Annotated in this window: 21 protein-coding genes; 14 read left to right on the forward strand and 7 right to left on the reverse strand. The window is 45.9% G+C overall.

The window, feature by feature from the left end; translation table 11 throughout:
• Positions 1-63: 63 nt before the first annotated feature.
• The gene (locus tag MKY73_RS09645; protein ID WP_339307120.1) at positions 64-3,624 is read left to right on the forward strand and encodes an S-layer homology domain-containing protein; all 3,561 of its coding nucleotides are present in this window, start codon (positions 64-66) and stop codon (positions 3,622-3,624) included.
• Between the two features lie 584 nt (positions 3,625-4,208).
• On the opposite strand, the gene MKY73_RS09650 is transcribed toward MKY73_RS09645, so the two are convergent.
• Together MKY73_RS09650 and MKY73_RS09655 are read right to left on the reverse strand one after the other, a co-directional pair.
• A complete protein-coding gene (locus MKY73_RS09650; protein ID WP_017687536.1) occupies positions 4,209-4,442 on the reverse strand; it encodes a hypothetical protein in 234 nt (77 codons plus the stop codon).
• A complete protein-coding gene (locus MKY73_RS09655; protein ID WP_339307122.1) occupies positions 4,439-5,476 on the reverse strand; it encodes a nucleotide-binding protein in 1,038 nt (345 codons plus the stop codon). The genes MKY73_RS09650 and MKY73_RS09655 overlap by 4 nt, the downstream gene beginning before the upstream one ends.
• Before the next feature lie 950 nt (positions 5,477-6,426).
• On the opposite strand from MKY73_RS09655, the gene MKY73_RS09660 reads away from it, so the two are divergent.
• Positions 6,427-7,161: a YitT family protein gene (locus tag MKY73_RS09660; RefSeq protein WP_253438909.1), complete on the forward strand. Its 735-nt coding sequence runs from the start codon at positions 6,427-6,429 to the stop codon at positions 7,159-7,161.
• A gap of 117 nt (positions 7,162-7,278) precedes the next feature.
• Here MKY73_RS09660 and MKY73_RS09665 read toward each other — a convergent pair whose 3' ends face one another.
• On the reverse strand, positions 7,279-7,749 hold the full coding sequence (locus MKY73_RS09665; RefSeq protein ID WP_339307126.1) for a DUF2188 domain-containing protein: 471 nt from the start codon (positions 7,747-7,749) through the stop codon (positions 7,279-7,281).
• Between the two features lie 201 nt (positions 7,750-7,950).
• Between MKY73_RS09665 and MKY73_RS09670 the strand changes: the two genes are divergently transcribed.
• A complete protein-coding gene (locus tag MKY73_RS09670; RefSeq protein ID WP_339307128.1) occupies positions 7,951-8,751 on the forward strand; it encodes a lipid II flippase Amj family protein in 801 nt (266 codons plus the stop codon).
• 58 nt (positions 8,752-8,809) lie between these two features.
• Here the strand turns inward: MKY73_RS09670 and msrA are convergent, their stop codons facing one another.
• Together msrA and MKY73_RS09680 are read right to left on the reverse strand one after the other, a co-directional pair.
• On the reverse strand, positions 8,810-9,772 hold the full coding sequence (gene msrA, locus MKY73_RS09675) for a peptide-methionine (S)-S-oxide reductase MsrA (protein ID WP_339307130.1): 963 nt from the start codon (positions 9,770-9,772) through the stop codon (positions 8,810-8,812).
• A gap of 181 nt (positions 9,773-9,953) precedes the next feature.
• Positions 9,954-10,565, reverse strand: coding sequence for a VTT domain-containing protein (locus tag MKY73_RS09680; RefSeq protein ID WP_339307132.1), 612 nt, complete (start codon positions 10,563-10,565; stop codon positions 9,954-9,956).
• 199 nt (positions 10,566-10,764) lie between these two features.
• Between MKY73_RS09680 and MKY73_RS09685 the strand changes: the two genes are divergently transcribed.
• Positions 10,765-11,703: a Gfo/Idh/MocA family oxidoreductase gene (locus tag MKY73_RS09685; protein ID WP_339307134.1), complete on the forward strand. Its 939-nt coding sequence runs from the start codon at positions 10,765-10,767 to the stop codon at positions 11,701-11,703.
• A 32-nt stretch (positions 11,704-11,735) separates the two neighbouring features.
• Positions 11,736-12,050 carry a hypothetical protein gene (locus MKY73_RS09690; RefSeq protein WP_091028755.1) on the forward strand — a complete coding sequence of 105 codons (315 nt, stop codon included), beginning with the start codon at positions 11,736-11,738 and terminating at the stop codon, positions 12,048-12,050.
• Between the two features lie 25 nt (positions 12,051-12,075).
• Here the strand turns inward: MKY73_RS09690 and MKY73_RS09695 are convergent, their stop codons facing one another.
• Positions 12,076-12,894, reverse strand: a complete 819-nt coding sequence (locus tag MKY73_RS09695) for an AraC family transcriptional regulator (protein WP_339307136.1) — start codon at positions 12,892-12,894, stop codon at positions 12,076-12,078.
• 190 nt (positions 12,895-13,084) lie between these two features.
• Between MKY73_RS09695 and MKY73_RS09700 the strand changes: the two genes are divergently transcribed.
• The 6 genes from MKY73_RS09700 (at position 13,085) to MKY73_RS09725 (ending at position 18,591) form a co-directional block, all read left to right on the forward strand.
• Positions 13,085-14,197, forward strand: a complete 1,113-nt coding sequence (locus MKY73_RS09700; protein ID WP_339307138.1) for a Gfo/Idh/MocA family oxidoreductase — start codon at positions 13,085-13,087, stop codon at positions 14,195-14,197.
• A 200-nt stretch (positions 14,198-14,397) separates the two neighbouring features.
• A complete protein-coding gene (locus tag MKY73_RS09705) occupies positions 14,398-15,366 on the forward strand; it encodes a sugar phosphate isomerase/epimerase (protein WP_253438881.1) in 969 nt (322 codons plus the stop codon).
• Positions 15,367-15,390: 24 nt separating this feature from the next.
• On the forward strand, positions 15,391-16,119 hold the full coding sequence (locus MKY73_RS09710; protein WP_017687549.1) for a trehalose utilization protein ThuA: 729 nt from the start codon (positions 15,391-15,393) through the stop codon (positions 16,117-16,119).
• 338 nt (positions 16,120-16,457) lie between these two features.
• Positions 16,458-16,754 (forward strand): helix-turn-helix domain-containing protein, encoded by a 297-nt coding sequence (locus MKY73_RS09715; protein ID WP_253442681.1) that lies wholly within the window; start codon positions 16,458-16,460, stop codon positions 16,752-16,754.
• 194 nt (positions 16,755-16,948) lie between these two features.
• Positions 16,949-17,680: a hypothetical protein gene (locus MKY73_RS09720; RefSeq protein ID WP_339307140.1), complete on the forward strand. Its 732-nt coding sequence runs from the start codon at positions 16,949-16,951 to the stop codon at positions 17,678-17,680.
• 197 nt (positions 17,681-17,877) lie between these two features.
• Positions 17,878-18,591: a hypothetical protein gene (locus MKY73_RS09725; RefSeq protein WP_017687552.1), complete on the forward strand. Its 714-nt coding sequence runs from the start codon at positions 17,878-17,880 to the stop codon at positions 18,589-18,591.
• Between the two features lie 87 nt (positions 18,592-18,678).
• Here MKY73_RS09725 and MKY73_RS09730 read toward each other — a convergent pair whose 3' ends face one another.
• Entirely contained in the window at positions 18,679-19,395 is a 717-nt protein-coding gene (locus tag MKY73_RS09730; RefSeq protein WP_339235547.1) for a Crp/Fnr family transcriptional regulator, read from the reverse strand.
• A 430-nt stretch (positions 19,396-19,825) separates the two neighbouring features.
• On the opposite strand from MKY73_RS09730, the gene adhE reads away from it, so the two are divergent.
• The 3 genes from adhE to pflA all read left to right on the forward strand — a co-directional run bounded on the left by adhE (position 19,826) and on the right by pflA (position 26,234).
• Complete coding sequence (gene adhE / locus MKY73_RS09735; protein ID WP_339307142.1) at positions 19,826-22,438, forward strand: bifunctional acetaldehyde-CoA/alcohol dehydrogenase; 2,613 nt, start codon at positions 19,826-19,828, stop codon at positions 22,436-22,438.
• Between the two features lie 695 nt (positions 22,439-23,133).
• Complete coding sequence (gene pflB / locus MKY73_RS09740) at positions 23,134-25,392, forward strand: formate C-acetyltransferase (protein WP_339235542.1); 2,259 nt, start codon at positions 23,134-23,136, stop codon at positions 25,390-25,392.
• A gap of 89 nt (positions 25,393-25,481) precedes the next feature.
• Positions 25,482-26,234, forward strand: coding sequence for a pyruvate formate-lyase-activating protein (gene pflA, locus MKY73_RS09745; protein ID WP_339307144.1), 753 nt, complete (start codon positions 25,482-25,484; stop codon positions 26,232-26,234).
• The last annotated feature ends 148 nt before the right edge of the window (positions 26,235-26,382 follow it).

Below are 26,382 nucleotides of genomic sequence, written 5' to 3' on the forward strand. Positions count from 1 at the left end.
GAGGCGGAGCAAGTCGGGGCAAGTGCAACGGATTTAAACAGGATGAATGGAAGGATGATAGTGATGAATCAGCGCTTAATACAACCTAAAAAAGTGATAACGATGTTAATTGTGGCTGCTTTAATATTTGGAGGATTTCCAGGATTTCAAACGTTGGGTGTAGAACGAGCCTATGCGGCAAGTGGAACATGGGTAGATGTAGGCGGAGCCGGATTTACTACAAAACAAGCGGAAAATATTACTTTGGTTTTTGATCGGGAGGGTACACCGTACACCATATTTAAGGATGGAGACAATGACGGAAAAGCAACGGTTCTAAAATACGTTTCTGGAGTATGGCAATCTGTCGGATCTGCCGGCTTCTCTGCTGGTGGTATTTATACTTCTTCGCTCGCATTTGATTCTCAGAATACTCCATACGTAGCGTATCAGGATACTGATAATGTTAGCAAAGCAACAGTTATGAAATTTAACGGAGAACAATGGGAGATTGTAGGTAGTGCTGGTTTTTCAGCTGCGGCAGCGGTTTATGTATCAATTGCACTTAGTCCTGATAATATTCCTTATGTCGGGTACCGTGATCAATCTGTGAGTAATAAGATTACAGTGAAAAGATTGAATGGGAATCAGTGGGAAAATGTTGGCCCAGTCGGATTTACAACAAATAATGCTTCTGGATTATCTTCAATAGTATTTGATAATGCGGGAATTCTTCATCTCGCATATACAGATTCAACGAGTAGAAAAGCAACTGTAATGAAATTTACAGATGGTTCATGGAAAAATGTGGGTAATACAGCGTTTACAGAAGACTCGGCATCGTATATTTCACTTGCATTTGGTCCGAATAATGTGCCTTATGTTGCTTTTGAAGACGGTTCGAAAGCTTTTAAAGCAACCGTAATGAAATTGAATGGCAGCCAGTGGAAAGTGGTAGGGAATGAGGGATTCTCATCAGGAAGGCTAAATAGTATGTCACTTGCTTTTGACCCTCAAGGTATTCCGTATACAGCTTTTAAAAATCTTGTTAACTTTAGCATGGACCCACAAGGTGTAATGATGAAATTGGACGGGAATCAATGGACCGTGGTTGGGGGAAAACCATTTTCCGCTAGCCAAATCAATGAAACTTCACTTGCGTTTGGTCCAAATGGAAATCCCTACGTTGCTTATGCGGACGGAAATAAAAATTACAAGCTGACGGTCATGACACTCTCTACAGAACATTCAGTTACTTACAACGCCAATGGCGGGATCACAGGAAGTGTTCCCATCGACAACAACAAGTATCAAAAAGATGAAACAGTAACCGTGTTGGACAACACGGGAGAACTGACAAGAGAAGATTACCAGTTCATGGGATGGAATACATCCGCAGACGGCAGTGGAACTAGCTACAGCGCAGCGGATACATTCTCCATGAATGATAGTGATGTGACGTTGTATGCACAGTGGCAACCACTGTATGTGAATATTAGTTTTGAATCGAACGGCGGAACCGAGATTGACAATCAAAAAGTGGACTACAACAGCTCAGCAGTAAACCCTGATGCTCCCGAAAAAGCTGGATATACGTTCTCGGGCTGGTATCAGGATAGCCAACTGCTTCAACCTTTTGACTTCAATACGAACTTGACGCAAAATATTACGCTCTATGCGAAATGGATGTCATCTACAGCAACACTCTCCACGCTGACGGTAAGTTCAGGGCAGCTGACACCGGACTTCTCTGCAGATGAGCTTGATTACCGCGTAAATGTTGAATCTGACGTGACAAGTTTAGACTTCTCTCTAGGCAAAGCAAATGAAGAACAAGTCGTACACGTAACAGGCGCTACAGGTGAAACCGTGACGGATGGGATATACACATACACAGTTACGGATCTGGTGTATGGCTCAAACCTTGTAAACATTAATGTGCAGGCGGAGGACGGCACCAGTAACGACTATAAACTTAACATCAATCGAATTGATATCACCAATGCCAAGTTGAGTGGAATATCTCTACCTTCGATCACATTAACGCCAGCATTCAATCCGGATGTAGAGATTTATGAAGCAACGGTCAGTAGTTCCATCAGCACAACTGAAATTAGCGTTAAACCGGATCAAACTGGAACCACAGTGAAAATTAATGGTGTTAGTGGTAATAGTACAGTTGTGCAGTTAGTCAGTGGCATGAATACAATTATTATTGAAGTGACTGCATTGGACGGAATAAGCAAGAAAACATATACGCTGAACATCAAGCGCAATAGTGATAGTACAGGTGGATCGGGTGGCAATGGAAGCTCCGGGGGTTCCGGTTCTGGTGGAAGTGGTGCGGCTACACCAGTGACTACTCCCGTCGTAACTCCCCCAACTACAGGTGCTCAGGTACTCGTGAACGGTAAAGCCGAGAACGCTGGAATCTTGACTACTACTGAAGTGAACGGACGAAAAGTTGTAACCCTTACAGTGGACGCAACTCTCATCGCACAAAAACTTCAAACCGAGGGCAATAAGGCTATTGTTACGATTCCTGTGACAGGCAATGCTCAAGGAGATCAGGTTATTGGTGAACTAACGGGGCAGACCGTCAAACTCATGGCTGACAAACAAGCCGTATTGGTGCTTCAAACGGATATTGCCTCTTACACATTGCCAGCACAGCAGGTTAATATTGAGCAGCTCGCGCAGCAACTCGGTGTGAACTCTGACTATTCCTTGGAGAACATCAAACTGCATATTGAGATTTCACAGCCGACAGCAGCAGTCATACAGACAGCACAATCAGCAGCTCAGCAAAATGGATATGCTCTTCTGGGATCACCAGTTGATTACAAAGTAACAGCTACCTACGATGACAAATCTGTGAGTGTGGATAAGTTCAATAGTTATGTATCGCGTACGATTGCATTGCCAGCGAACGTTGATCCTAACCGGATCACCACAGGTGTTGTCGTGGATGCAGAAGGAACTGTACGACATGTACCCACAAAAATTACACAGAGCAATGGGGTATATCAGGCACAGATTAACAGTTTAACCAACAGTGTATATGCCGTTATCTGGCACCCGCATACCTTCACTGATGTAGCCCAACACTGGGCTGAGACAGAAGTGAATGATATGGGTGCACGTATGGTTATCGAGGGCATTACGGACACCACATTTGAACCGAACCGTGGAGTTACACGTGCAGAGTTCGCTGCCATCTTGGTACGGGGATTAGGATTAAAACCTGTAGAACAGCTTAGCTCCTTTAATGACGTGAGCGGAAGCGAATGGTACGCGGATGCTGTGAACGCGGCGGCTAGCTATGGATTAATCGATGGCTATGAAGATGGAACATTCCGTCCACAGGCACAGATTACTCGTCAGGAAGCGATGGTGCTCATTGCACGAGCTATGACAGTGACTGGAATGGAAACAGCTGCGTCTGCCGGGAACGTTCAGCAATGGTCTGATTACGCAGATGCTGAGCAAGTAGCAAGTTGGGCGAAGGAAGCAGTTGCATCCAGTATCTCTACCGGATTGGTGTCTGGACGTGGAAAAGATACCATTGCTCCGAATCAATCGATTACCCGAGCTGAAACAGCTGTGATTATACGCAGATTGCTTCAACAGTCGGGTCTGATTTAGACAGCCCCAACATATAAGTACGAAATAATGACTAATGAAACAGGCAGCGCGAGGTTATGCGTTGCCTGTTTTTTTCGTAGAAAAAAATTAAAGTCTAATCAACGCTTATTAAAATTCTTATAGGTTAAAATATTTTTAAAAATGAATTTTAGAAAAGTATATTTTTCTTTTTTTATTTACAGAACATATGTTCTTATATTATAATTGGAAATAGCAAGTAGCAGGAAAGACGTGAACTATTACGATCATTCCTCGTCTTCTTTAGTTTGCTGATAGCAACAAACAGGACAAGCCTGCTCCAAAATAAGGTATAATTTATGGGTTTTGCAGGAAACCTAAGGCCATAAACCAAATAAGCCTTATGCAATACAGTCTGCTGCAGAAGTGATTATAAGCATTGAATTAAAGCAGTGAATTACAATAAGGATTTCAGAATGACTTGCCGCAACACGATGATGCGAAGTCAACGAGTAGAAGCAGTTTTATTTTTACTAGAAATGGGCAACAAAAAAGCCCTGCCTTGGGCGGCGGGGCCTATGGAATACTGCCGATTCAGCGGCAGGCTTGATGATGTGTTCAGAAAATTAAGCAAGATATTGAGGTTTTTCGTAGAACGCCTCTTTTTCAAGGATGACCTTATAAGGTCTTTCCTTGCCCTTCAGGGAGGGCCCAATAGTCGTTAGCGGTACGGCCGGCTTGTGGAAACGATCTTCTTCCTTGGGTTCCGGAACCGGTCGTGATGATTCGGGCGCAGAACTGAGGCGTACCTTTTTTTCGCTGCCCCAGCGCTTGCTTATTTTTTTCGTTTCCGGTTTCATTCCGGTTCGCCTCCTAACAAATCGTTGATGGCGTTGAACAGTTGACGATTCTGTAGGTCAATCTGCTGAAAAACCGCCTCATCCGCTTCAATATGTCCAATAATGTGAACGGTGATTACATACCTCTTGGCTACAGGATAGCATAGCAGATACTCTTTCTCAAGGTAATCATCATATAGGTTGATCTTGATCTTGTTCTCCCGGTAAGAATCAATCACCAGGATGCGCTTGGGATCATCCGGTTGTTTGTCGTCATTAGCGGACAAGTCATACTTTCTCCCCGGTTCTCCAACATTACCACATAATTGCTCAATATAACCACTGTCATCTGTACGGTATATGGCTGTGCCACGTACAGCGAATGGAGGATGAGAGACAAAGGCAGTACGCAGGGCATCACTCATTCGTTCCAGCATCTTGGCATCTGCTTTGCGGGTACGCAGCAATTCCCTAAAGAACCGCAGCAACTTAAGCAATTGTAACCTTGCTTCTCCCTCAGTGCGCTTATGCTTCTCAATGATGTTCTCCAATTCTGGATCACTCCAGCGTCCTTGTTCCTCAATACTGTCTGCGATCTTGGAACATGCCACGGACACGGCTGGTGCCCACTTTCCGTCAGAACGGATTTCATATGCGAGTGGATTTAACCCCAGCAGATCTGTGGGCATACGCAATCCTTCGACCTTGGTTATGTCCTTGATGTCCGTAATATCCTCCGGAAGAATGAAAAAAATACGTTTTCGTCCCAGACGACCCATAAACAGACCCATTTCAAGCATTGTATTATCCCGGACCGACGCGTAGTACTTCCCGCGAATCTTGGATATATCATCCGGATGAAAAATAAAAATCGCAAAGTCAGTCGTACGTACCTCTACTTCCAGATCGTCCATGGTATAGCTGCTTGGATTAAAAACCCCGGAATACCAAGGGGTAACTTCAGCTGAAAAACGTAAGTTTTCGTGTACTGCGGCTGCAATCGGCTTCGCTTCCAGCGAGCAGCCAATAAAGACTCTTGGCTTTAACGTTTTCATCAATCCGCCTCGCTTAAACGGTAGTGGGATTCAATTGTTATATTATACCATAAACAGCAGAGTAAGTCTGGAAACGTCTGAACTGGACAAATCATAAGCCAATTACGTTTGCTATAGTGTATGTGTGAAAGGAAAAGGATTCCTTTAAAAAGTACAAGAAAATAAAAAAAGGCCCCAATTTGTCACAGTTGGGTGACTAACAGTTATTTTTGGAAGCTTTGGTCATAGAATAAAGGAGCAGGTTGCACCATTAGCAAGCATTGCTACTCCTGGTGTGCCCGTATGACTGCTGGAGCAGCCCAGATGCTGCTTTATGCGCATATTTGACGGGTCCGCTGTTTAGACCCGGTCACGTTGGTGTTATATAATAGAAGAACAAGCAAGTTAGCTTTGGTGTTTAAACTGAATTAAATTGCATCTGCTGTAAATTGGATTTACAATTTGCACAGGAACGAATAGTGCAGAACCCAACTTTAGAAGCGAAGCGCTCGCCTAAAAGCTTTCTGAAAGAAAGCTGTTTCGGAAGCATTAAGCTATCACCGGATTTTCCCCAGAGGGAAAATGGAATTCCAAAAATCCGGGGATAACCGCAATCGAAAGAGGGTATTGTAGTCCAAGTGTGAGTGTACAATTAAATGTTCAAGCTTATGCATTGTAGTTATTTTTCAGTTTAACTAAGCACAGCTAACCACAACAGAACAGAAAGGATCAGGATACCATGAGTCCCCGAAGGACAATCTCCCCAAGGACAATCTGGAAACGTTACGATCTCTCATACACATAGCGCCCCTTGTAGAGTACATCAACCGGTTCAAAAAAACGGCTGACTCTGCGAAAGAGGGGATTGGAATGAATATTCGAAGGACACACACGATGATTTCTTCCAGGCTTACCTTTTGCAGGGTACGGTCGGTCTAAAAAACCAACCTACAAACTGCGAGGGAACCTGAATGAAGAGAACATCGTTAACCTTACAACACGTTAAAACAGAGGCGATCAAATTCGCCATTATGCTGCTCGGTACATTTATTTTAGCTTTTGCCTATTATCACATTAACTTTCAGAATCATTTATCGGAGGGCGGATTTGTTGGTCTGGCCCTGCTCGGAAAATACGCAACAGGCTTATCGCCTGCCATCGGTATGTTGTTGCTCGACATTCCGGTCATGATCCTGGCTTGGTTCCTCAAAGGCTGGAAATTCATGATTCAGGCATTGCTTGGCGTCGCTGCATTTTCCCTATTCTATGACGGCTTTGAACGATACTCTACACTGGTGTTGTCGTTTAACGGAAATCTGTGGATTCCGGCAGTTCTATCCGGTGTATTGACTGGAGTAGGCGCTGGGATTGTGCTTCGTTTCGGCGGAGCGACAGGCGGAGACGATATTCTCGCCGTGCTGGTTAGCCGCTGGAAGGGATGGAAGCTGGGGACCGTTTTCTTTGTCAGTGATGCTTTTGTATTGGGATTGTCGCTTTTCTTTCTTCCGGTAAAAGAAACTTTATATACGATTCTGGCCGTATGGATCGCCAGTAAAGTTATCACGTACGTTGTTAGTGTTCCGGCTCGCGGAACCGTGGCTACAACTTCGGCTGTGAAATTGCCGATGCCATCAGCTGCAGCCAAGGCAGTTAACGCTGCTGCTGTTTCACAACGGACTACGGTGGCTAGAGGGGTATCCCATTAACCATACGTTTCAGAATAACCACCAACCTGTATCGGGTTAAAATGGTTAACGTTCATACAAAAATCCCTTTTGACTGCTCTTCAGCAGCAAAAGGGATTTTGTTGTTTTCTGATTCATTCAAGACTTGATCGAAGAAGAGATCTGTCCATCCTGATTATGGATAATCGCTCGAATATTCTGTTTGCTACTGAGTTCTTTGGCCTTATCTACAGCCTCTGCCTTCGTATCGAATGTGGACAGATAGGTAGATTTTCCTTCTTCCTTGATCGCCCAGCCAGAGTCAGTAGGCACTACATGGATGTTGTCATGACTTTTGGACGAAGAAACAGGCTCAGAATGACGACGATCCGTGGAAGACGACTTTTGGTGGTCGGAATGATTGGAAGAAGATGTGGAGTCCGATTTTGAACTTTTCGGCACGGGATGATTTTCATCCCATTCTTCCGCCTTAGCTGTCGCTATGGCAATCGAGCGGCCTTCCTCATACCCGTCATCAAGCAGTGCATTGGCAATCTCAATGGCTTTGTGTCTGACACGTGGTTCCAGGTTCTTCATGGATACCGGATAATCCTGTTTATTCCAAGGCATATGAACTCCTCCTGTACAATAATGGATTAGTTGTATATTACCCTCTGAGGGGAGGGATAAACGATAAACAGGAAGGTGAGTAGGAGTGATTAACGATGATCCAGAAGGATCTCGTTCCTATACTTTTGCAAGCGGCAGGAGTATAATGCTGTCCAGGAAAGAAATAAGTTCAATAACAGGAAGATAAAGGAGTACATACATATGTTTAGTCTTAGTCTGGCAATCCCTATGTTGTTCACTATGCTGATTCATACCGCAGACAGCTTGTCGTACGCGCTCCGCCTTGGTGGTTTACGCACCCGCAGAATCGCGCTCGCCATTTCATTGGCAGGTATTTTGCTGCTGGTTTCTCGAACTTCCAATATGGCTCAGGGTCCGATGGTAGGTAATCTGGTGGATACCGCAACACGTGGAGCTAATCCTCATTTTGCAGCACAACTACATTGGCTGATGGGGGCGGCTACCATCGGAACCGCATTAGCTATATTGTGTTTTCCGACCATGGTTAAACTCTCATCCCGAATGGTCGTGCATTTTGAAGCAGCGGGTTCCATTCCTGTGATGGTTCGCGGAATGCTGAAGCGAAGCAAGATTAGAAATGCAATGTATTACATCACTCCGCCATCCTGGAAGATGGCCAAACGATTGGTACAGCATGGGATGCCAAGACGGTTAATGATGCTGAATGTAGCGGTAACCGCAATCTACACTACGGGTGTCCTGTCCAGTTTGTACGCAGCGTACCTTTATCCAGGGCAGGCTGTAGCTGCATCCCAATCGACCGGATTAATTAACGGAATAGCGACTATTTTGCTAACCATCCTGATTGATCCGCGAATTTCCCTGCTCAGTGACCGATCATTACGTGGTGAGATCCGTTTGGATCGCATGAACCAGATTTATGGCTGTATGCTCGTATCCCGTTTATTCGGTACACTAGTGGCACAGCTGTTATTAATTCCATTCGCGTATTGGATTGGTTGGATTGTAAGTATGATGTGATTGTAAAGTACCAAAAAGAGCAGTGGGATCATCCCACTGCTCTTTTTGGTATTCAAACTTATTGAAAAAGGACCGCGTACTCACCGTATCCTTCTTTTTGCAAATCTTCTTTGGGTACAAAACGAAGTGCCGCAGAGTTGATGCAATAACGCATTCCACCTGCTTCGGCAGGACCATCGTTGAACAGGTGACCCAGATGGGAATCCCCCTCACGACTTCTCACTTCGGTACGAATCATGAAGTGACTGAGATCGGTTTTTTCCTTCACATTGTGGTCACGCAATGGACGTGTGAAGCTCGGCCAGCCACAACCCGAATCGTATTTGTCGGTAGAACTGAACAATGGCTCGCCGGATACGATGTCTACATAGATCCCGTCACCGTGGTGATCCCAGAATTCGTTATGGAATGCAGGCTCGGTCGCGCTGTTCTGGGTCACTTCATATTGAAGCGGCGTCAGACGCTCTTTCAGTCCGTCTTTGTCCACTTTGCCGGACCAGTTGCGTTCGATGAAATCTACGCGTCCAGAACCTTTGCTGTACCGTTTGTAGTGGGCAGGGTTTTTGCGGTGATAATTCTGGTGATGTTCTTCTGCTTCATAGAACGGTTTGGCTGGCAAGATCGGCGTGAAGATGGGTTTGTCAAAACGCCCGCTTTGTCCCAGCTCCGCTTTGGACGCTTCCGCAATCTGGCGCTGCTCTTCGCTGTGATAGAAGATGGCCGTCTGATAAGAAGATCCGCGGTCATGGAATTGTCCGCCTGTATCCGTAGGGTCGATCTGCTGCCAGAACAGTTCAACCAGTTTCTTATAAGGGAAGATGGCAGGGTCGAATGTAATTTGCACAGCCTCTACATGTCCTGTTGTCTCCGAGCAGACCTCTTCATATGTTGGATTCTCGGTATGTCCTCCTGTATAACCCGATACAATCTTGTGAATACCGGGCAGTTCTTCAAAGGGGGATACCATACACCAGAAGCATCCGCCTGCAAAAGTTGCTAACTCGTTTGAATGTTGATCCATGCTATAGTCACTCCATTTCTGATGAAGATTTGGCGCTGGGGTTTGAGCTCCAGCAATCTACCATTTTTATTAACCTGTTACCACAAGCATTGGGCTTGTTCTTCTATTATATCCTGATTTGGCAAGCCAACCAAGCGGGATTGAAAACAAAGCGGATCTGAATGGCTTGCGAATCCCATATTCAGACTTTGTTACGTGACCGAAAGCGAAATAAGAGCAATACGATAGTCATGAACACCAGATATCCGGCAAGGATGGCCAGACTCAGCCAGATTGAGGTTTCAGCCTGTGCACCTGCATAGGCAAAAACAAAAATTGCGGGCATTTTGCCAATTGCTGTGGCAACCATGAAGACCCAGAATGGCGTGTACGTTATACCTGCATAGATATTAACGGCCATCTGAGGCACAACCGGCAACAGTCGCATCGACATGACACCCATGAATGGATGGGCTTCCATCCATGTGGTAAAACGGTTCAGACCCTTAATGCGTTCGAGGTACGATCTCGCCTGATGTCTGAAAATGGTCCTTGCTCCGCCATAGACAAGGATGGCAGCAAGTGTTGTGCCAAGCCAGCATATCCAGGCTGCTGTGGTCGTACCGTAACTGTAACCAAAGGCGATAATAACAAACTTATAAGGAATCACTGGCACAAGAGCAAACAATGTTGCCATGGCGAGTAACAGCGGGATGGACTGATGTAGATCGGTCCAGGCCAGCAGTTCATACCTGTAAATAAACGTGACTCCTGCAAGTAAAACATATAACAGAAGCCATAACCATTTTCGCAAAATCCCAAACGCTCCTTTCAGATCAGGCAGGTCTAGTCGTGTCCCGATCTGTACTGCTTTTCATTACAAGTTTACCACGTTCGCCCATGGTCTGAACAATTCGTGTGAAGTCTGCTGCAATCACTGGCAAGTTGCTGTCCGAAGGGTTACACTATAGGACGTGGAAATATAGAACCGAACTGAAGGTGGAATGATCATCATGGAAACAACCCAACGTAAACGAGTTGCAATTATCGGCCTCGGCGATATTGCACGTAAAGTATATTTGCCGCTGTTAACCGCTCATCCGAACGTGGAGATTGTAGGCATTATGAACCGATCTCCGGAGCCGGTCAAAGCCGTTCAGGAGGCGTATCGATTAGAACGGGGAACAACGGATCTGAAAGAACTGTTGTCCTGGGACTTGGATGCGGTGTTTGTACATACAGCAACAGAAGCGCACTTTGACATTGTCATGCAATGTCTGGAACAGGGATTAGCCGTGTACGTAGACAAGCCGTTATCCTATACGCTTCGGGAGTCGGAAGAGATGACTGCTTTTGCCGAGGCACAAGGTCTGTTGCTGGCCGTGGGCTTCAACCGCAGATTCGCACCGATGTATCAAAAAGCGAAACAATGGATGGAGGGTGGAAAAGGCTTCGACTCCCTGACAGTGACCAAACATCGTACAGGCATTCAGGATCGTCCTGCGGCTGAAACGATCTATGATGATCTCATCCATATGCTCGATCTGATGCTGTGGTACTCGGATCATAATGTGGAGCTGCTTCACCAATGGATTCGGAAGAATGATCTGGACCGATTACTACATGCAACCGGAACGGCCAAGCTGGGTAGAACAGCCTACGGTCGATTCGATATGGTGCGTGAAGCTGGGGCAGATCTGGAGAAGGTCGAATTGCATGGTGGTGGACGTTCTACGGAAGTGGTGAACATGGACACGATTAGCTACTTGGAACAGGGGAGTCTGGAAACCAAAGAAGCGTTCGGGAGCTGGGACACCGTGTTAGCACGCAGAGGTTTTAGCGGAGCAGTTGATAATTTCCTGGCTTGTCTGGAATCGCCAGATGATTGCCTGATCAGTGCAAGTCATGTCATGGACAGTCATGAACTGGCTGAACAATTGATTCGCAAATAGTTAGAGAATACACTTACGGAGGATTACACGTCATGGATGAATATGAAAAGGAACGTAACAAGCAGATCGAGGAAGCGGTCATTGAAACCTATAAACAGGAAGAAGAGATGATGATCCTCGTATTTGCCCAGTGGTGTGTCAATAATGGTTTGGACCCGGAAGAGATGTACCGGCAAGCCTACCCGAATCAGCAGAGCAACGAGCGTTTGCAGCAGGTGCAGAAGCTGATTGTATCCAAGGAGGAAGCCGGTGAGATCCCGGATGATACGGTACTTGGGGTGTTGTCCATGTTTGGCAATGAAGATCTGGCGATGGTTGTATCTGAGGCCATAGCCGCGCGCAAATAAGTTCAACTTACGTATACTGGTATGATTACATCTGTTCCCGGTGAATGACGCGGAATTCCTTCGGGGACATGCCGAACCGGGAACGGAATACCCGATGGAAATAGGTATAGTTGTTGAAGCCGGAAGACTCGGACACTTGCTCCAGGGTCATTGGACTGAAAATAATCCGTTCCCTGGCCATGTTCAGCCGTACGTCAAGCGTGTATTGCATGATGCTTTTGCCAAATGCCTCTTTGAAGAGATGAACACCCCGTGAGACACTGATGCCAATGTGTGTTGCCACATCATCCAGCTTGAATAAAGAGGAAGCGTTTTCTTCAATGTAGTTCTTGATCTCATAAGCCACATAATTGGTATTGGTTATCGTTGGATGCTCCGCAAGCAGACGATCCACTTCGAGACATAAAATCCGCATATAATAACTTGAAATTTCCGGATAAGGATTAGAGATGCGGCGCTGCTCCAGCACGAGCTGTCGAAACAGGACTAAAAGACTTTCCGTCAGTTCGACTTTGATCCGTGTCGGCCGTTTGTGACGTTTCCACCACTCATCCACCCAGGAACCATTGAAGAAGATGTGATAGTCACCACTCTCCACCAGTCGTTCTCCCATCGGATTAATTTCATTGTCTATTCTCAGCTCATAGGGCTCGTCAGGATCAAAAAGAAGCAGATCGCCCGCATCCACCAGGGACATGTCCCCGTCAATGCGTGCACGGCAACGCCCGTCTGTTTGCAGTCTTAACAGGTAGTTCTTGACCCCTTCAGGCTGCACCATAGCGTAGGGTTTACGATGAAATGAAAAGCCTGCTGTAAGAACTTGGCAGGATTGATCTGTCGGCATGGGCATACTCCTTGCAATTTGAAAATTATGACCAGATAGTTCATGTTTCAATCATATTATTCATTTTAATTGAAGCTGAAACGGAATACCATAGTATTAGATTTAAGGAACAGGAAACATCCAACAAAACATATGTATCTCAACCATTCAAACGCAGATTTTCACCATGCGTAAGGAGATGAACGTCACAGTGGAGAAAATGAAAGCAGGCATCATCGGGTGTGGTAACATCAGCGCCATCTACCTGGAAAATCTCAAAAACAACCCGGTCATTGAAGTCGTGGCTGTTGCGGATTTGATTCGTGAACGCGCTCAGGAACGGGCAGATGAATTTAATATCGCAAACGTTTACAATGTAGATGAGTTGCTGCAAAATAACGAAATTGAACTTGTGTTGAACCTTACGGTTCCTGGCAGTCATGCCATGACCGATCTGGCTGCACTCGAAGCAGGCAAACATGTGTATGCCGAGAAGCCGCTGGCAATTTCGCTTGAGGATGGTCGCAAGGTTGTTGAACTGGCTGAAGAAAAGGGATTGTATGTGGGTTCTGCACCGGATACGTTCCTTGGTTCAGGCATTCAAACGGCTCGTAAAGCGATTGAGGATGGCCTGATCGGCAAGCCGATTGCAGCGACTTCATTCTTCATGGGTGGAGGACCGGAAGCTTGGCATCCTAATCCGGAGTTCTTTTATGTTGCAGGTGGTGGACCGATGTTTGATATGGGACCCTACTACCTGACCGCTCTGATTACGCTGCTTGGACCGATACGCAGAATTGGCGCCTCGGCAGGCATACAGATTGCAGATCGCAAGATCGGCTCCGGGCCGAAGGAAGGTACAGCGTTGCAAGTAGAGACGCCTACCCACTTGGCAGGAACCATTGATTTCGCAGAAGGTGCCATTGCGACCATGATTACCAGTTTCGATATTCGCGGAGCTTCGGATCTGCCACGTATTGAAATCTACGGTACAGAAGGTACGCTTAGCGTACCGGACCCAAACTATTTTAACGGGGAAGTGAAGGTTCGCAGATACGGTCAAGACACTTGGGAGACGATCCAACCAGTCTTCGAAAGTGGACAAAACGAACGAGGCATCGGCGTAACCGAAATGGTTGAATCCATTCGTGCCGGACGCGAACACAAAGCCAGTGGCAAGCTCGCTTATCACGTACTGGAAGCTATGCATTCATTCCAGCGTTCTTCACTTGAAGGCAAGCACATACATCTGGAGAGCAGCTATGACGCTTTTGCAGTAACTCGCACAGTTCAAACTGAGATTGAAAGCGTGGAATCGCTCTAGTATGAGTAACAAGTGTTAACGCTTGATGCCCATACGGATGGTGCAGAATAACCAGTATTCTTACGTTCAATTTCAGGATAGAAACACTCTCGATTTTCCACACTAAGCAAACAGGCAGATGATCTGAACGGTAAATGTATACAGTTCAATTTTCATGAATTCAGCAATTATTCGATATCTAATCCAGGGAGGAATCGCACTTGAAACTCGGCGTATTTTTGGTACTATTCGGAGGACGTAAATTGGAGGATGCTCTTGATTATGTAGCATCCAAGGGATTAAAAGCAGTAGAGATCGGAACAGGCGGACATCCAGGCAATGCACATTGTAAGCCGGATGAATTGTTAAGCAACCCTACGGCACTTAAAAACTTCAAAAACGCAGTGGAGTCACGTGGTTTGACAATTAGTGCACTGAGCTGTCACGGTAACCCGCTTCATCCGCAAAAGGATATTGCGAAGGGATTCCATGATGATTTTGTTAAAACGGTAGAACTGGCTGAGAAGCTGGAAGTACCTGTAGTGAATACATTCTCCGGTTGTCCGGGAGATCATGAGGATGCCAAGTATCCGAACTGGCCTGTTGCACCATGGCCGAATGACTTCCAGGAGGTCCTGAAGTGGCAGTGGGAGAACAAAGTGATCCCGTATTGGACAGAGTGGGGTAAATTTGCAGCAGATCGTAACGTAAAAGTCGGATTGGAGCTGCATGGTGGATTCTCCGTTCATACACCAGCAACCTTGCTGAGACTGCGTGAAGCAGCAGGTGAAGTAATCGGAGCCAATCTGGACCCAAGTCACATGTGGTGGCAAGGTATTGATCCGGTTCAGGCCATTCACATCTTGGGCCGTGAAGGAGCCATCCATCACTTCCATGCCAAAGATACAACAATTGATCCGGTAAACGTGAACAAACACGGTGTAACGGATATGCAAGATTATACGAATATGCTGGATCGCGCTTGGCAGTTCCGCTCGGTCGGTTATGGACATGATAACAAGACATGGGCAGATATTATTAGTGCCTTGCGTCTGGTCGGCTATGATTATGTAGTAAGTATTGAACACGAGGACGGTCTGATGTCGGTTGAAGAAGGATTCTCTAAAGCCGTACAAAATCTCCAGCAAGTATTGATTGAAGAACCGCTGGGCGATATGTGGTGGGTTTAGAGCTACATTAGGGGGAAATTGAATATGATCAACGTCACCATTTGGAATGAATTTGTCCATGAGAAAATTCACGATGAAGTAAGGGAAGTCTACCCGGATGGTCTGCATCGAGCACTGGCTGACGGACTTGGCGGCGAAGGCTTTGCTATTCGTACGGCTACACTGGATCAGCCTGAACACGGATTGAGTGATGAAGTGCTGAATTCCACAGATGTGCTTATATGGTGGGGACATATGGCACATGATCGTGTAAGCGATGAGATCTCACAGAAGGTTGCACAGCGAGTGCTGAACGGGATGGGAATGATTGTGCTCCATTCAGGTCATTTCTCCAAACCATTCAAAGCGCTGATGGGAACCAGCTGCGATCTGAAATGGCGTGTAGCTGACGAGCAGGAAATTGTATGGTGTGTTAATCCATCTCATCCGATTGCAGATGGCATTGAAGGCAAGATTGTATTGGAAAAAGAAGAGATGTACGGTGAATTCTTCGATATTCCAGTACCGGATGAACTGGTGTTTGTAAGTAACTTCCAGGGTGGGGAAGTATTCCGGAGCGGATGTACGTTCCGGCGTGGTGAAGGTAAAATCTTTTATTTCCGACCAGGTCATGAGACGTATCCGACCTATTATAAACCGGAAATATTGCGAGTAATCAGTAATGCAGTAAAATGGGCATATCCTGCCCGCAGCTTTAAGCCGGAATTTGGCAAGAGCGAACCTGTAAGACCATTTGGTGGCGTGCTGGTTTAATTCACAATTTGCTTTATTCCTAGAAAGGAATCAAAAAATCTGGGATAACATATCCTTACCAAGGAACCCTTCTGCAAGTCGATGATGACTGTGGCAGTTGGGTTCCTTTTGGGTAAGATAGTATTATGGGGAAGTTAGAAGTTATACGATATTTCCCATGGTTACGAAGCAGGCTGTAAGGTATACTGGGATATAACAAGTAATACTTCTAAAATTTAAACTTTTTAGGGGCAGACGTTTTCTTTAATGCTTAAATATGTTATTATGAAATATACTAACAAAATGTAAGTTGAGTGATCTCTAAAGAGGTGATTAATGTGGAAGGTCAAGACTTGCGGATGTGTCCGCGTTTTGAGACGGCGTTTTCCTTTTTGGGCAAGCGCTGGAATGGTTTAATTATTCAAACGTTGATGAGTGGTTCGAAGCGATTTAAGGATATCTCCAATCTGATTCCATCCATGAGTGATAAGATGTTATCCGAACGGATGAAAGATCTGGAGGGTGAAGGTATTCTGGTTCGTCACGTCTATCCTGAGACGCCGGTTCGTATTGAATATGAACTGACGGATAAAGGTAGAGCGCTCCAGCCTGTCATGAATCAAATTCAAGACTGGGCTGAGAAGTGGGTTGACTAACGTCTAAGCAACATCACCCACTTGCGTTGCATGAATGACATAGACTCCTGATTTCTGTGGAAATCAGGGGTTTTTGTCTTAAAAATAACGTGGATCGGCGTTTTTCTCTTGGGCGTTGCACATGTTGTCATGAGTTGTAGTATAATCTATAGAAAATGGCCACAGACGGCCGGAGCGAAGGAGGCCCACTTGTCATGAGAGAAGAAAGCTTATCCCGTGAAGTACGCTACGGCAAGAAAGATATTGCAGAACTTGAGAGCGCATCCATTCAGGTCCATCTAATATACAAAAAAGCTGCAGAGTTATTTAAGCGCACAGCATACTCCCGTTCGGTTAAAGATGATCTAACCGAAGTGAATACACATTCTGTGAACAGCGATGGCCCGAGATTAGCTCCGGCTGTGCTGCAAAAATGGATTCAAACGTCCAGGGGCTGGAAGTGTATCGGATGTGAACTGAGACAACCTGATTCAACGATGTCTCAGATGGAAGAAACAATCGATGAAAAGCAGTTGCTTCTGGATATCGGAGAAGGTCGGTTGGTTCACGCAGAAATGCTGATTCAAGCGGTTGTCTGGTCTCAATATGAGAAGATTCGAATGTTAGCACCTTGGCTTGGGGATGACGCCTTCTATAGCGTTCAGGAACTGGATGTCATTGCCCGTTATATTGTGCCTACCTATTTCTCTGAACGGCCTTTGCATGAGCAAGGCAAGGTGTTCAAGATACATCAACAATATGGGCAGATTCCGTTATATCAGGAGTATGTAGACGCACCTTCATGTTGCGTGCAGGTGGACGGAGGTTTGCTTGAAGGGCGATTGCTGACAGGTGTATATGTGTCTGAAGAACAGTTCTTCGGACTTAATCCATACCTGAAAGATGGAGATGGAGGACGGACATACATGCAGGCTAGTGTCCAGTAACAGCAGAACCAATGAGATTGGAAAAATGATTAAGATTGGGGAGCCTGTGTGCAGGCTCTCTTTCTTGTACAAGCCCTATTTGGCGACGCACTCCATTAAAAGTAACGGCTTTGACACTTTTTTTTGTTGAAGGTTGTGCCATAATAGAGGTTATGGACAACAGGGTGAATGATTTTACGCAGGGTGGTGTTACCTACATGATGAAGAAAATCCCCGGTTACATAGGTGTATGTTTGCTCTTACTGGCGATCTTGGCTGGTTGTAGTGAGACACAGCCTTCTGAACAGCCAATTGTCAAAGAGACAGAAACAGCGAATACAATTACAGTGGCTGTAGATGGCAGTACGTTTTTGCCTGATGCAACCAAGTCCATTAAGCGCGATTTTAGCGAGGGTTTGACACTCAAAAAGGCATTACTTAATAGCGGACTGGTTGATTTTACGGCAGATGGCAAACGGATTCAATCCGTTGGTGAAGTTTCTCTGGATTCTTCGCTTAGCTGGGCTGTCAAATTGAATGGCAAGGACATTGAACAGGAAGATTGGGACATGGAGCTTCATGCCAAAGATGAAGTGATCATTTACGTGAAAGCCGCTGACAGTGGGGGGGATGGCGTTGCATATCAGACAACGTTACTCAAGGTGAGCGGTGGAAACATTATGCCAACCCTCAATCGTCAATATGCCGGAGTTTACGTTCAAGAGTGTACCGTTCGCGATGTGTTGAAGTCCAGCGGGATTGTAAGAATGTCAGAGAATAACAAATTCGTCGTTTCGGTCGAGAATGTCACACCCCGCATGAATGAGCGGTGGGTCATTATGGTGAATGACAAAGAACTAATGGAAAATGGTTTGGACATGAAATTGAATCCACGTGATGCGGTGAAGCTTGAATTGACCAATGCATCCTAAGCATACCAAGAAGCCCAATCTCTATTTAGGAGAACTGGGCTTTTTTCATTATAATTATAAGCAACATTCGATTAGCATAGTCAATTATTAAATACGACAGATCTCGTTCGGGCAAAGTTCACAGTGACAGATCCCTTGCAGCATCTTCAGATCTTTGATGACGATCATGCCGTTGTCATATTCGATCGCATCTTTCTTGCGCAGATCGCTTAACATGCGGTTTACACTTTCACGGGTAGCTCCAATCATATTGGACAGGTCCGTGTGGGTAATTTTTTTATGAATAATGACATGCTCTCCATGAGGCTCACCATACGAATTCGACAATCGAATGAGGGTGGAGCAAAGCGCACCTGGTTTGCCATATAACATGAGATCCCGGAACTTCGTCTGTGTCAATCGGTGGTGGATGCCCATCCATTTCATAAAGTCGATCGCGAAGTCACAATGTTGGCAGATTAACATCTCCAGATCCTTATGCTCTAGTACACCGATCTCACTGTCCTCCAGTACTTCCGCTGAGAAGGTGTGTTTCGAGCCGAAGAAGGGATCAGCCTGCCCAATCATATCACCGGACTGATACATATACATGATCAGTTCCTTGCCTTCATCCGTGGATTTGGTGATCTGGGCACGGCCCCGTTTCATATAATAAAGTTTGTCAGAGACGTCTCCTTCCCAGTACAGATGTGTACCTTCCGGATAAGTTCTATCTTTCATGGTAACCAGCAGATGGTTGAAATTCGCTTCCGAGAAACAGTTGGTATTGCCGCGTTTTTCCAGTACAGTTGTTAGTTCTAACATAAGTCTATCTCCCCTTTGTGTCCGTCGGATGGACTCCTGTAGCTTGCAGTAGCCTCCGAGGTTTGCCGCAAACCGTTGCCGTCCTGATCAGGGTCATCTCGGCCGGGAGGAAGGACGGTACAAATTGCGGTGGTTCAATTTTTAAGTTCAGTATATACCTAATCTTACCGTTTGAGGGGGAAGGAAAGGGGGCAAAAATGACGAAATTTCAAACATTGTGATTAAATTCACTTTTGATGGAGAGCATGAATTGTATAGCCCTATATTTTAAATAGGAAGCGAAAATGGTCTTATGAAGGACATTACAAAACTTAAATTAAATTCGTTATACTTTGTGAAAAAAATCACATATTTAACCTTTTACCCATGGTACGATGTGAATGTAAAGAAGAGAGACAAACCAATACGAACCTTTAGGAGGATGAGGGAGATGGCTGTAAAGAACGAAGTCGCCCCAGCAAAAGAACCGACAGCAGGTCAGTATATTCAAACGTTAATCGACAAAGCGAATAAAGCACACGCCGCATTCATGAAGATGGATCAGATGCAGATTGACCGGATTGTGCAAGCGATGGCGCTTGCGGGTCTGGATAAACACATGATGCTCGCCAAGATGGCTGTAGAAGAAACAGGCCGCGGAGTATATGAGGATAAAATCACCAAAAATATATTTGCTACAGAATATGTGTATCATAGCATTAAATATGACAAAACGGTAGGTGTAATTGAAGATAATGAGTACGAAAGCTTCCAGAAAATTGCGGAGCCGGTTGGGATCATCATGGGGATCACCCCAGTAACGAACCCAACATCAACAACGATGTTTAAAGCACTGATCTCCATCAAGACGCGTAACCCGATTATCTTTGGTTTCCACCCATCTGCACAGAATTGTAGCCGCGAAGCTGCCAAAATCCTTCGCGATGCAGCGGTGAAGCATGGTGCTCCAGCGGATTGTATCCAATGGATTGATGATCCTTCCATGGATCGTACAAACGAACTGATGAATCACAATGATGTGGCTCTCATTCTGGCAACAGGCGGATCAGGCATGGTACGTGCAGCGTACAGCTGCGGTAAACCCGCACTGGGCGTAGGACCGGGTAACGTTCCTTGCTTTATCGAGAAAAGCGCGGATATTAATCAGGCAGTGACGGATTTGATCCTGTCCAAGTCCTTCGACAACGGTATGATCTGTGCTTCCGAGCAAGCAGTCATCATTGAAGAACCAATCTTTGATCAAGTGAAGAAAAAAATGATCGCCAATGGCTGTTACTTTGTTAACAAAGATGAAGCAGCAAAATTGACGGCAGGTGCAATTAATGCTGAGAAATGTGCGGTGAACCCTGCGATTGTTGGTCAATCTGCGGTAAGCATTGCGAAGTTGTGCGGGATTGAAGTTCCGGCAGGCACCAAAATTCTTGTGGCCGAGATTGAAGGTGTAGGTACCAAATTCCCATTGTCGGCTGAGAAATTAAGTCCGGTACTGGCCTGTTACAAAGTTAAAACGGCAGCAGAGGGCATTGAGCGTGCAGCAGAAGTGGTTGCTTTTGGCGGCATGGGACACTCCTCGGTTATCCACTCAACAAATGAAGAAGTGATCGGCAAATTCGCAGATCGTCTGCAAACCGGACGGATTATTGTGAACTCACCATCCACACACGGTGCCATCGGGGATATCTACAACACAAACATGCCATCGTTGACACTGGGATGCGGATCATACGGACGTAACTCGACTTCTTCCAACGTAACCGCTGTGAACTTAATCAATGTGAAAAGGGTGGCTCGCCGTACCGTGAATATGCAATGGTTCAAAGTGCCGAACAAAGTCTACTTCGAAAAAGGGGCAACGCAGTATCTTGCCAAAATGCCTGACATCACACGTGTCGCAATAATCACGGATGCCATGATGGTGAAACTGGGATATGTGGAAAAGGTTGAACACTATCTGCGTCAACGTCAAATGCCAGTAGCGATCGAAGTATTCTCCGATGTAGAGCCAGACCCATCCACAACAACGGTAGATCGCGGAACCGAAATGATGCGCCGCTTCCAACCAGACTGCATTATTGCACTCGGCGGTGGATCACCGATGGATGCTGCGAAAGCGATGTGGTTGTTCTATGAATATCCGGACACGGACTTTAACGATCTGAAACAAAAATTCATGGATATCCGCAAACGGATCTACAAATATCCACGTCTCGGCGTAAAAGCGAAATTTGTAGCGATTCCAACGACATCCGGTACAGGTTCTGAAGTAACATCGTTCGCGGTTATCACAGATAAAAATCAAGGGAATACCAAATATCCATTGGCCGACTATGAGCTGACACCAGATGTAGCCATTGTCGATCCGGAGTTCGTATACTCCCTGCCTAGAACAGCCGTTGCGGATACAGGTATGGACGTACTGACTCACGCAATTGAAGCTTATGTATCTGTTATGGCGAATGATTACACGGATGGACTCGCGATCAAAGCCATTCAACTGGTGTTCCAATACTTGGAGAAATCGGCACTGCAAGGTGACAAACTGGCGCGTGAGAAAATGCATAATGCTTCCACCATTGCCGGTATGGCGTTTGCCAATGCATTCCTGGGCATTAACCACAGCTTGGCGCACAAATGGGGCGGTCAGTATCACACCGCACACGGACGCACCAATGCAATCCTGATGCCGCACGTTATTCGTTACAACGCGAAAAAACCGACCAAATTTGCATCGTTCCCGAAATATTCGCACTTTGTAGCGGATGAGCGGTATGCCGAGATTGCCCGGATTCTGGGATTGCCTGCACGTACGACAGAAGAAGGCGTAACCAGTCTCATCAATGCCATTCGCAAACTGAACAAAACATTGGGCATTGAAGAATCGTTCCAGGAAATCGGATTCGATGCCAAAGACTTTGAAGCACATGTGGATTATCTGGCAGACCGTGCTTTCGAAGACCAATGTACAACCGCCAATCCGAAGTTGCCGCTGGTAACTGAACTGGCTGATGTATACCGCAACGCTTTCTACGGAAAGTTTGAATAACACATCAGAATGAAGAGAGTGCCTTACGGCAAGAAGATCAGGGTTCCCCGAGAGGGGAGCCCCGATTGCCGTATATTCGCAGAAATAATACACAATGAGGAAAGGAGGTGATAAACAAGTAAGTGAGCAAACGGGAAAGTGGGCAGAAAAACGGAGAAGGCGTAGCGTCCGTTTTTCGAGAAAAGATTTGAAGATTTGTTTTGCTCCAAGTACAACGGAGCAAAAGGTTCTAAAAGAGGTGGCACGGAATCCGTGATGTGGCTGTTTGAACCAGATATTCACACGATAACGGAGGGGAGAGAAAAAACCTGAAGAAGCGAAGCGCTCGCCTTTATCACTGGATTTTCACCTTCGAAAAGGTGAATCAAAAAAATCCAGGGATAACAGTGATCGGAAGGTTATTCTCTCCACGGAGTGACCAAGTGTGAATTACCACAGGTGTTCAATGGGACACAGCGCAGGTGGAGTGAGTTAGTTCACTGACTTTGTGACAAAAATCACAGATGATGAAAGCCCCAAGACGTATACTGAAAATGTAAGAAAAACATTCATCCCGCGGTTCCGGTTCCCAAGTAGAGAGAACATGATCCGGTTTATGTGAAACAATTCACATTAATCGCGGCTCTGGGCACACAATGCTACGAATGAAGCAAGATGTTATGTGTCCAGAAATCCAAATTAGTGGAGGGATTAAGATGTCGGTGATTGAAAAAGATGTCAAACAACAAACAGGCTGGAGAAACTTTACCAAAGGAACATGGACCAAATCCGTAGATGTGAATGATTTTCTGGCACACAACTTGACTCCGTATTACGGTGATGAAGCATTTCTAGCGGGTGCAACCCAGAATACCAAAGAATTGTGGGAGATCGTATCCGATCTGACCAAAAAAGAACGGGATAACGGCGGTGTCCTTGACGTTGATGTGAACACACCAGCGACAATTGTTTCTCACCAACCAGGTTATCTGGATCAGTCCAAAGAGCAGATTGTCGGTGTTCAGACCGATGCTCCATTCAGACGTTCCATTCAACCAACAGGCGGAATCCGGATGATGATTGATGCATGTGAAGCATATGGCTTCGAATTGCCTCAAGGCGTCATTGATATATTTACGAATATTCGCAAAACACATAACCAAGGTGTATTCGATGCTTATACTTCCGATATGCGTGCAGCGCGTAAAGCAGGGATTATTACAGGACTGCCAGATGCGTATGGCCGTGGCCGGATCATCGGTGACTATCGTCGTGTAGCTTTGTACGGGGTAGACTTCCTGATCCGTAACAAAAAAGGCGAATTGAACGCACTCGAAGTTGATGTCATTGATGAAGATGTCATTCGTCTGCGGGAAGAATTGTCTGAGCAGATTCGTGCATTGCAAGAATTGAAGCAATTGGGTGATATGCACGGGTTCGATATTTCCTTGCCAGCGACAACAGCAAAAGAAGCATTCCAATGGTTGTACTTCGGTTATCTCGCTGCCATCAAAGAGCAGAACGGTGCTGCGATGTCTCTGGGACGTGTATCTTCGTTCCTGGATATCTACATTGAGCGTGATCTGCAAGAAGGCATCTTGTCCGAAGAACAGGCTCAGGAACTCGTTGACCATTTCGTAATGAAACTGCGGATCGTCAAATTCCTGCGTACACCGGATTACAACGAATTGTTCAGTGGAGACCCAACATGGGTGACGGAGTCCATCGGTGGTATGTCTGTAAATGGTGAAACACGTGTAACCAAAAACAGCTTCCGTTTCCTGCATACCCTGCACAACCTGGGACCTGCACCAGAGCCGAACCTGACTGTACTCTGGTCCACGAAGCTTCCAGAAGCTTTCAAAGATTATTGCAGCAAAGTATCCATTGAAACCAGTTCAATCCAGTACGAAAATGATGATCTGATGCGTCCAATCTATGGAGACGATTATGGTATTGCTTGCTGTGTATCGGCGATGAAGATCGGTAAACAAATGCAATTCTTCGGTGCTCGTGCCAACCTGGCCAAAGCTCTCCTGTATGCGATCAACGGTGGCCGTGACGAGAAATCCGGAGCACAGGTTGGACCGGAGTATCCTGCCATTACAAGCGAAGTGCTGGATTACAATGAGGTTATGAAACGCTTCAAACCAATGATGGAGTGGCTCGCGAAGCTGTATATGAACACCCTCAACGTCATTCACTACATGCACGATAAATACAGCTATGAGCGTATCGAAATGGCATTACATGACCGTGACATTGTACGTACGATGGCTTGTGGTATCGCGGGTCTCTCTGTTACAGCAGACTCACTGAGTGCCATCAAATATGCCAAAGTAAAACCAATCCGTAACGAACAAGGCATCGCGGTTGATTTCGAAATCGAAGGAGACTTCCCTTGTTACGGTAACAATGAAGATAGCGTGGACAGCATTGCTGTTGAACTGGTTGAGAGCTTCATGGGCATGATTCGCAAGCACAAAGCATACCGTAACGCTATACCAACACAATCCGTTCTGACGATCACTTCCAACGTGGTATATGGTAAGAAAACAGGGACTACACCGGACGGTCGTAAAGCAGGTGAACCATTTGCTCCAGGTGCGAACCCAATGCATGGTCGTGACAAAAAAGGTGCCCTGGCTTCCCTTGGCTCTGTAGCCAAATTGCCTTATGAACACAGTCTTGACGGGATTTCCAATACCTTCTCCATCGTGCCAAAAGCATTGGGTAAAGAGGAGACTACACGTAAATCCAATCTGACTGCGATGATGGATGGCTACTTTGGTCAAAACGCTCATCATCTGAACGTTAACGTATTTGATCGTCAGCAACTGATTGATGCGATGGATCACCCAGAAAACTATCCGCAACTGACTGTACGGGTATCCGGCTATGCGGTTAACTTCATTAAACTGACTCGTGAACAACAGTTGGATGTCATCAACCGTACGTTCCATGGCTCGATGTAAGTAATGTGCAAGTAGAAGACCGCTAGAGCAAGACATTCCAACTCTTATTAAACGCACAGCGGATGCGGATACAGAAAGGAAGAGGCAGCATGGTTAATGGACATATTCATTCACTCGAAACTTTCGGGACGGTTGACGGCCCAGGCATCCGCTTCGTGCTTTTTATGCAAGGATGTCTACTCAAATGTCAGTACTGCCATAACCCGGATACATGGGCGCTCGATGGTGGAAAAGAAATGACACTTGAGGAGGTATTGGCTGAAATTGAGCCATATCTATCCTACTACCGCAGTTCCGGAGGCGGGCTCACGATATCTGGCGGAGAACCAACGTTACAGGCTCACTTTGTAGGGGAGATCTTCAAAGAAGTGAAGCGCCGCTGGGGATTGCATACAACACTGGACAGCAACGGATTTAACGAACCGGAACGGATTCACGATCTGTTGGATCACACGGACCTGGTTCTGCTGGATCTCAAGCATATTGATGACGAGAAACATATCAAGCTGACAGGCAAATCCAACGAGAGAACGTTGAAAACGGCCAAGTGGTTGTCGGAGCAAGGCCGGAAAATGTGGATACGTCACGTGTATGTGCCTGGTATTCATAACGAGGAAGAGGATTTGCTTAACCTCGGACGGTTTATTGGAACATTAAATGGCGTCGAGAAGTTCGAAATTCTTCCATACCATCAGATGGGGATTTACAAATGGGAAGCGCTCGGCAAAGTATATCCACTGGATGGAGTTCCTTCACCAACTGAAGAAGAAGTGGAGCGGGCGTATCGCCTGATCGAACAAGGTCGCCAGGAAACGGCTGGCGTCGCTTGTTCCGGTAAGTAACTACAGTTATAGATGGTAAAACAATCAACCAAGCAGTCCTTGCGATCCTACTTCGCAGGGGCTGTTTTTTTGCTGATATCCATTGTAAATGCAAGTTTGTTGGTCCAGTGAAGGATTTTATCCCTCCATTGATGAATTGTCATCCTTA

The sequence above is a fragment of the Paenibacillus sp. FSL R5-0519 genome (assembly GCF_037974275.1).
In the GTDB taxonomy this organism is placed as follows: Bacteria; Bacillota; Bacilli; order Paenibacillales; family Paenibacillaceae; genus Paenibacillus.

Excerpts from the sequence above, each read along its gene's own strand:
- MKY73_RS09645 (WP_339307120.1), top strand. The coding sequence starts at position 64 with ATGAATCAGCGCTTAATACAACCTAAAAAAGTGATAACGATGTTAATT.
- MKY73_RS09650 (WP_017687536.1), bottom strand. The coding sequence starts at position 4,442 with ATGAAACCGGAAACGAAAAAAATAAGCAAGCGCTGGGGCAGCGAAAAA.
- MKY73_RS09655 (WP_339307122.1), bottom strand. The coding sequence starts at position 5,476 with ATGAAAACGTTAAAGCCAAGAGTCTTTATTGGCTGCTCGCTGGAAGCG.
- MKY73_RS09660 (WP_253438909.1), top strand. The coding sequence starts at position 6,427 with ATGAAGAGAACATCGTTAACCTTACAACACGTTAAAACAGAGGCGATC.
- MKY73_RS09665 (WP_339307126.1), bottom strand. The coding sequence starts at position 7,749 with ATGCCTTGGAATAAACAGGATTATCCGGTATCCATGAAGAACCTGGAA.
- MKY73_RS09670 (WP_339307128.1), top strand. The coding sequence starts at position 7,951 with ATGTTTAGTCTTAGTCTGGCAATCCCTATGTTGTTCACTATGCTGATT.
- msrA (WP_339307130.1), bottom strand. The coding sequence starts at position 9,772 with ATGGATCAACATTCAAACGAGTTAGCAACTTTTGCAGGCGGATGCTTC.
- MKY73_RS09685 (WP_339307134.1), top strand. The coding sequence starts at position 10,765 with ATGGAAACAACCCAACGTAAACGAGTTGCAATTATCGGCCTCGGCGAT.
- MKY73_RS09690 (WP_091028755.1), top strand. The coding sequence starts at position 11,736 with ATGGATGAATATGAAAAGGAACGTAACAAGCAGATCGAGGAAGCGGTC.
- MKY73_RS09695 (WP_339307136.1), bottom strand. The coding sequence starts at position 12,894 with ATGCCGACAGATCAATCCTGCCAAGTTCTTACAGCAGGCTTTTCATTT.
- MKY73_RS09710 (WP_017687549.1), top strand. The coding sequence starts at position 15,391 with ATGATCAACGTCACCATTTGGAATGAATTTGTCCATGAGAAAATTCAC.
- MKY73_RS09715 (WP_253442681.1), top strand. The coding sequence starts at position 16,458 with ATGTGTCCGCGTTTTGAGACGGCGTTTTCCTTTTTGGGCAAGCGCTGG.
- MKY73_RS09720 (WP_339307140.1), top strand. The coding sequence starts at position 16,949 with ATGAGAGAAGAAAGCTTATCCCGTGAAGTACGCTACGGCAAGAAAGAT.
- MKY73_RS09725 (WP_017687552.1), top strand. The coding sequence starts at position 17,878 with ATGATGAAGAAAATCCCCGGTTACATAGGTGTATGTTTGCTCTTACTG.
- MKY73_RS09730 (WP_339235547.1), bottom strand. The coding sequence starts at position 19,395 with ATGTTAGAACTAACAACTGTACTGGAAAAACGCGGCAATACCAACTGT.
- adhE (WP_339307142.1), top strand. The coding sequence starts at position 19,826 with ATGGCTGTAAAGAACGAAGTCGCCCCAGCAAAAGAACCGACAGCAGGT.
- pflB (WP_339235542.1), top strand. The coding sequence starts at position 23,134 with ATGTCGGTGATTGAAAAAGATGTCAAACAACAAACAGGCTGGAGAAAC.
- pflA (WP_339307144.1), top strand. The coding sequence starts at position 25,482 with ATGGTTAATGGACATATTCATTCACTCGAAACTTTCGGGACGGTTGAC.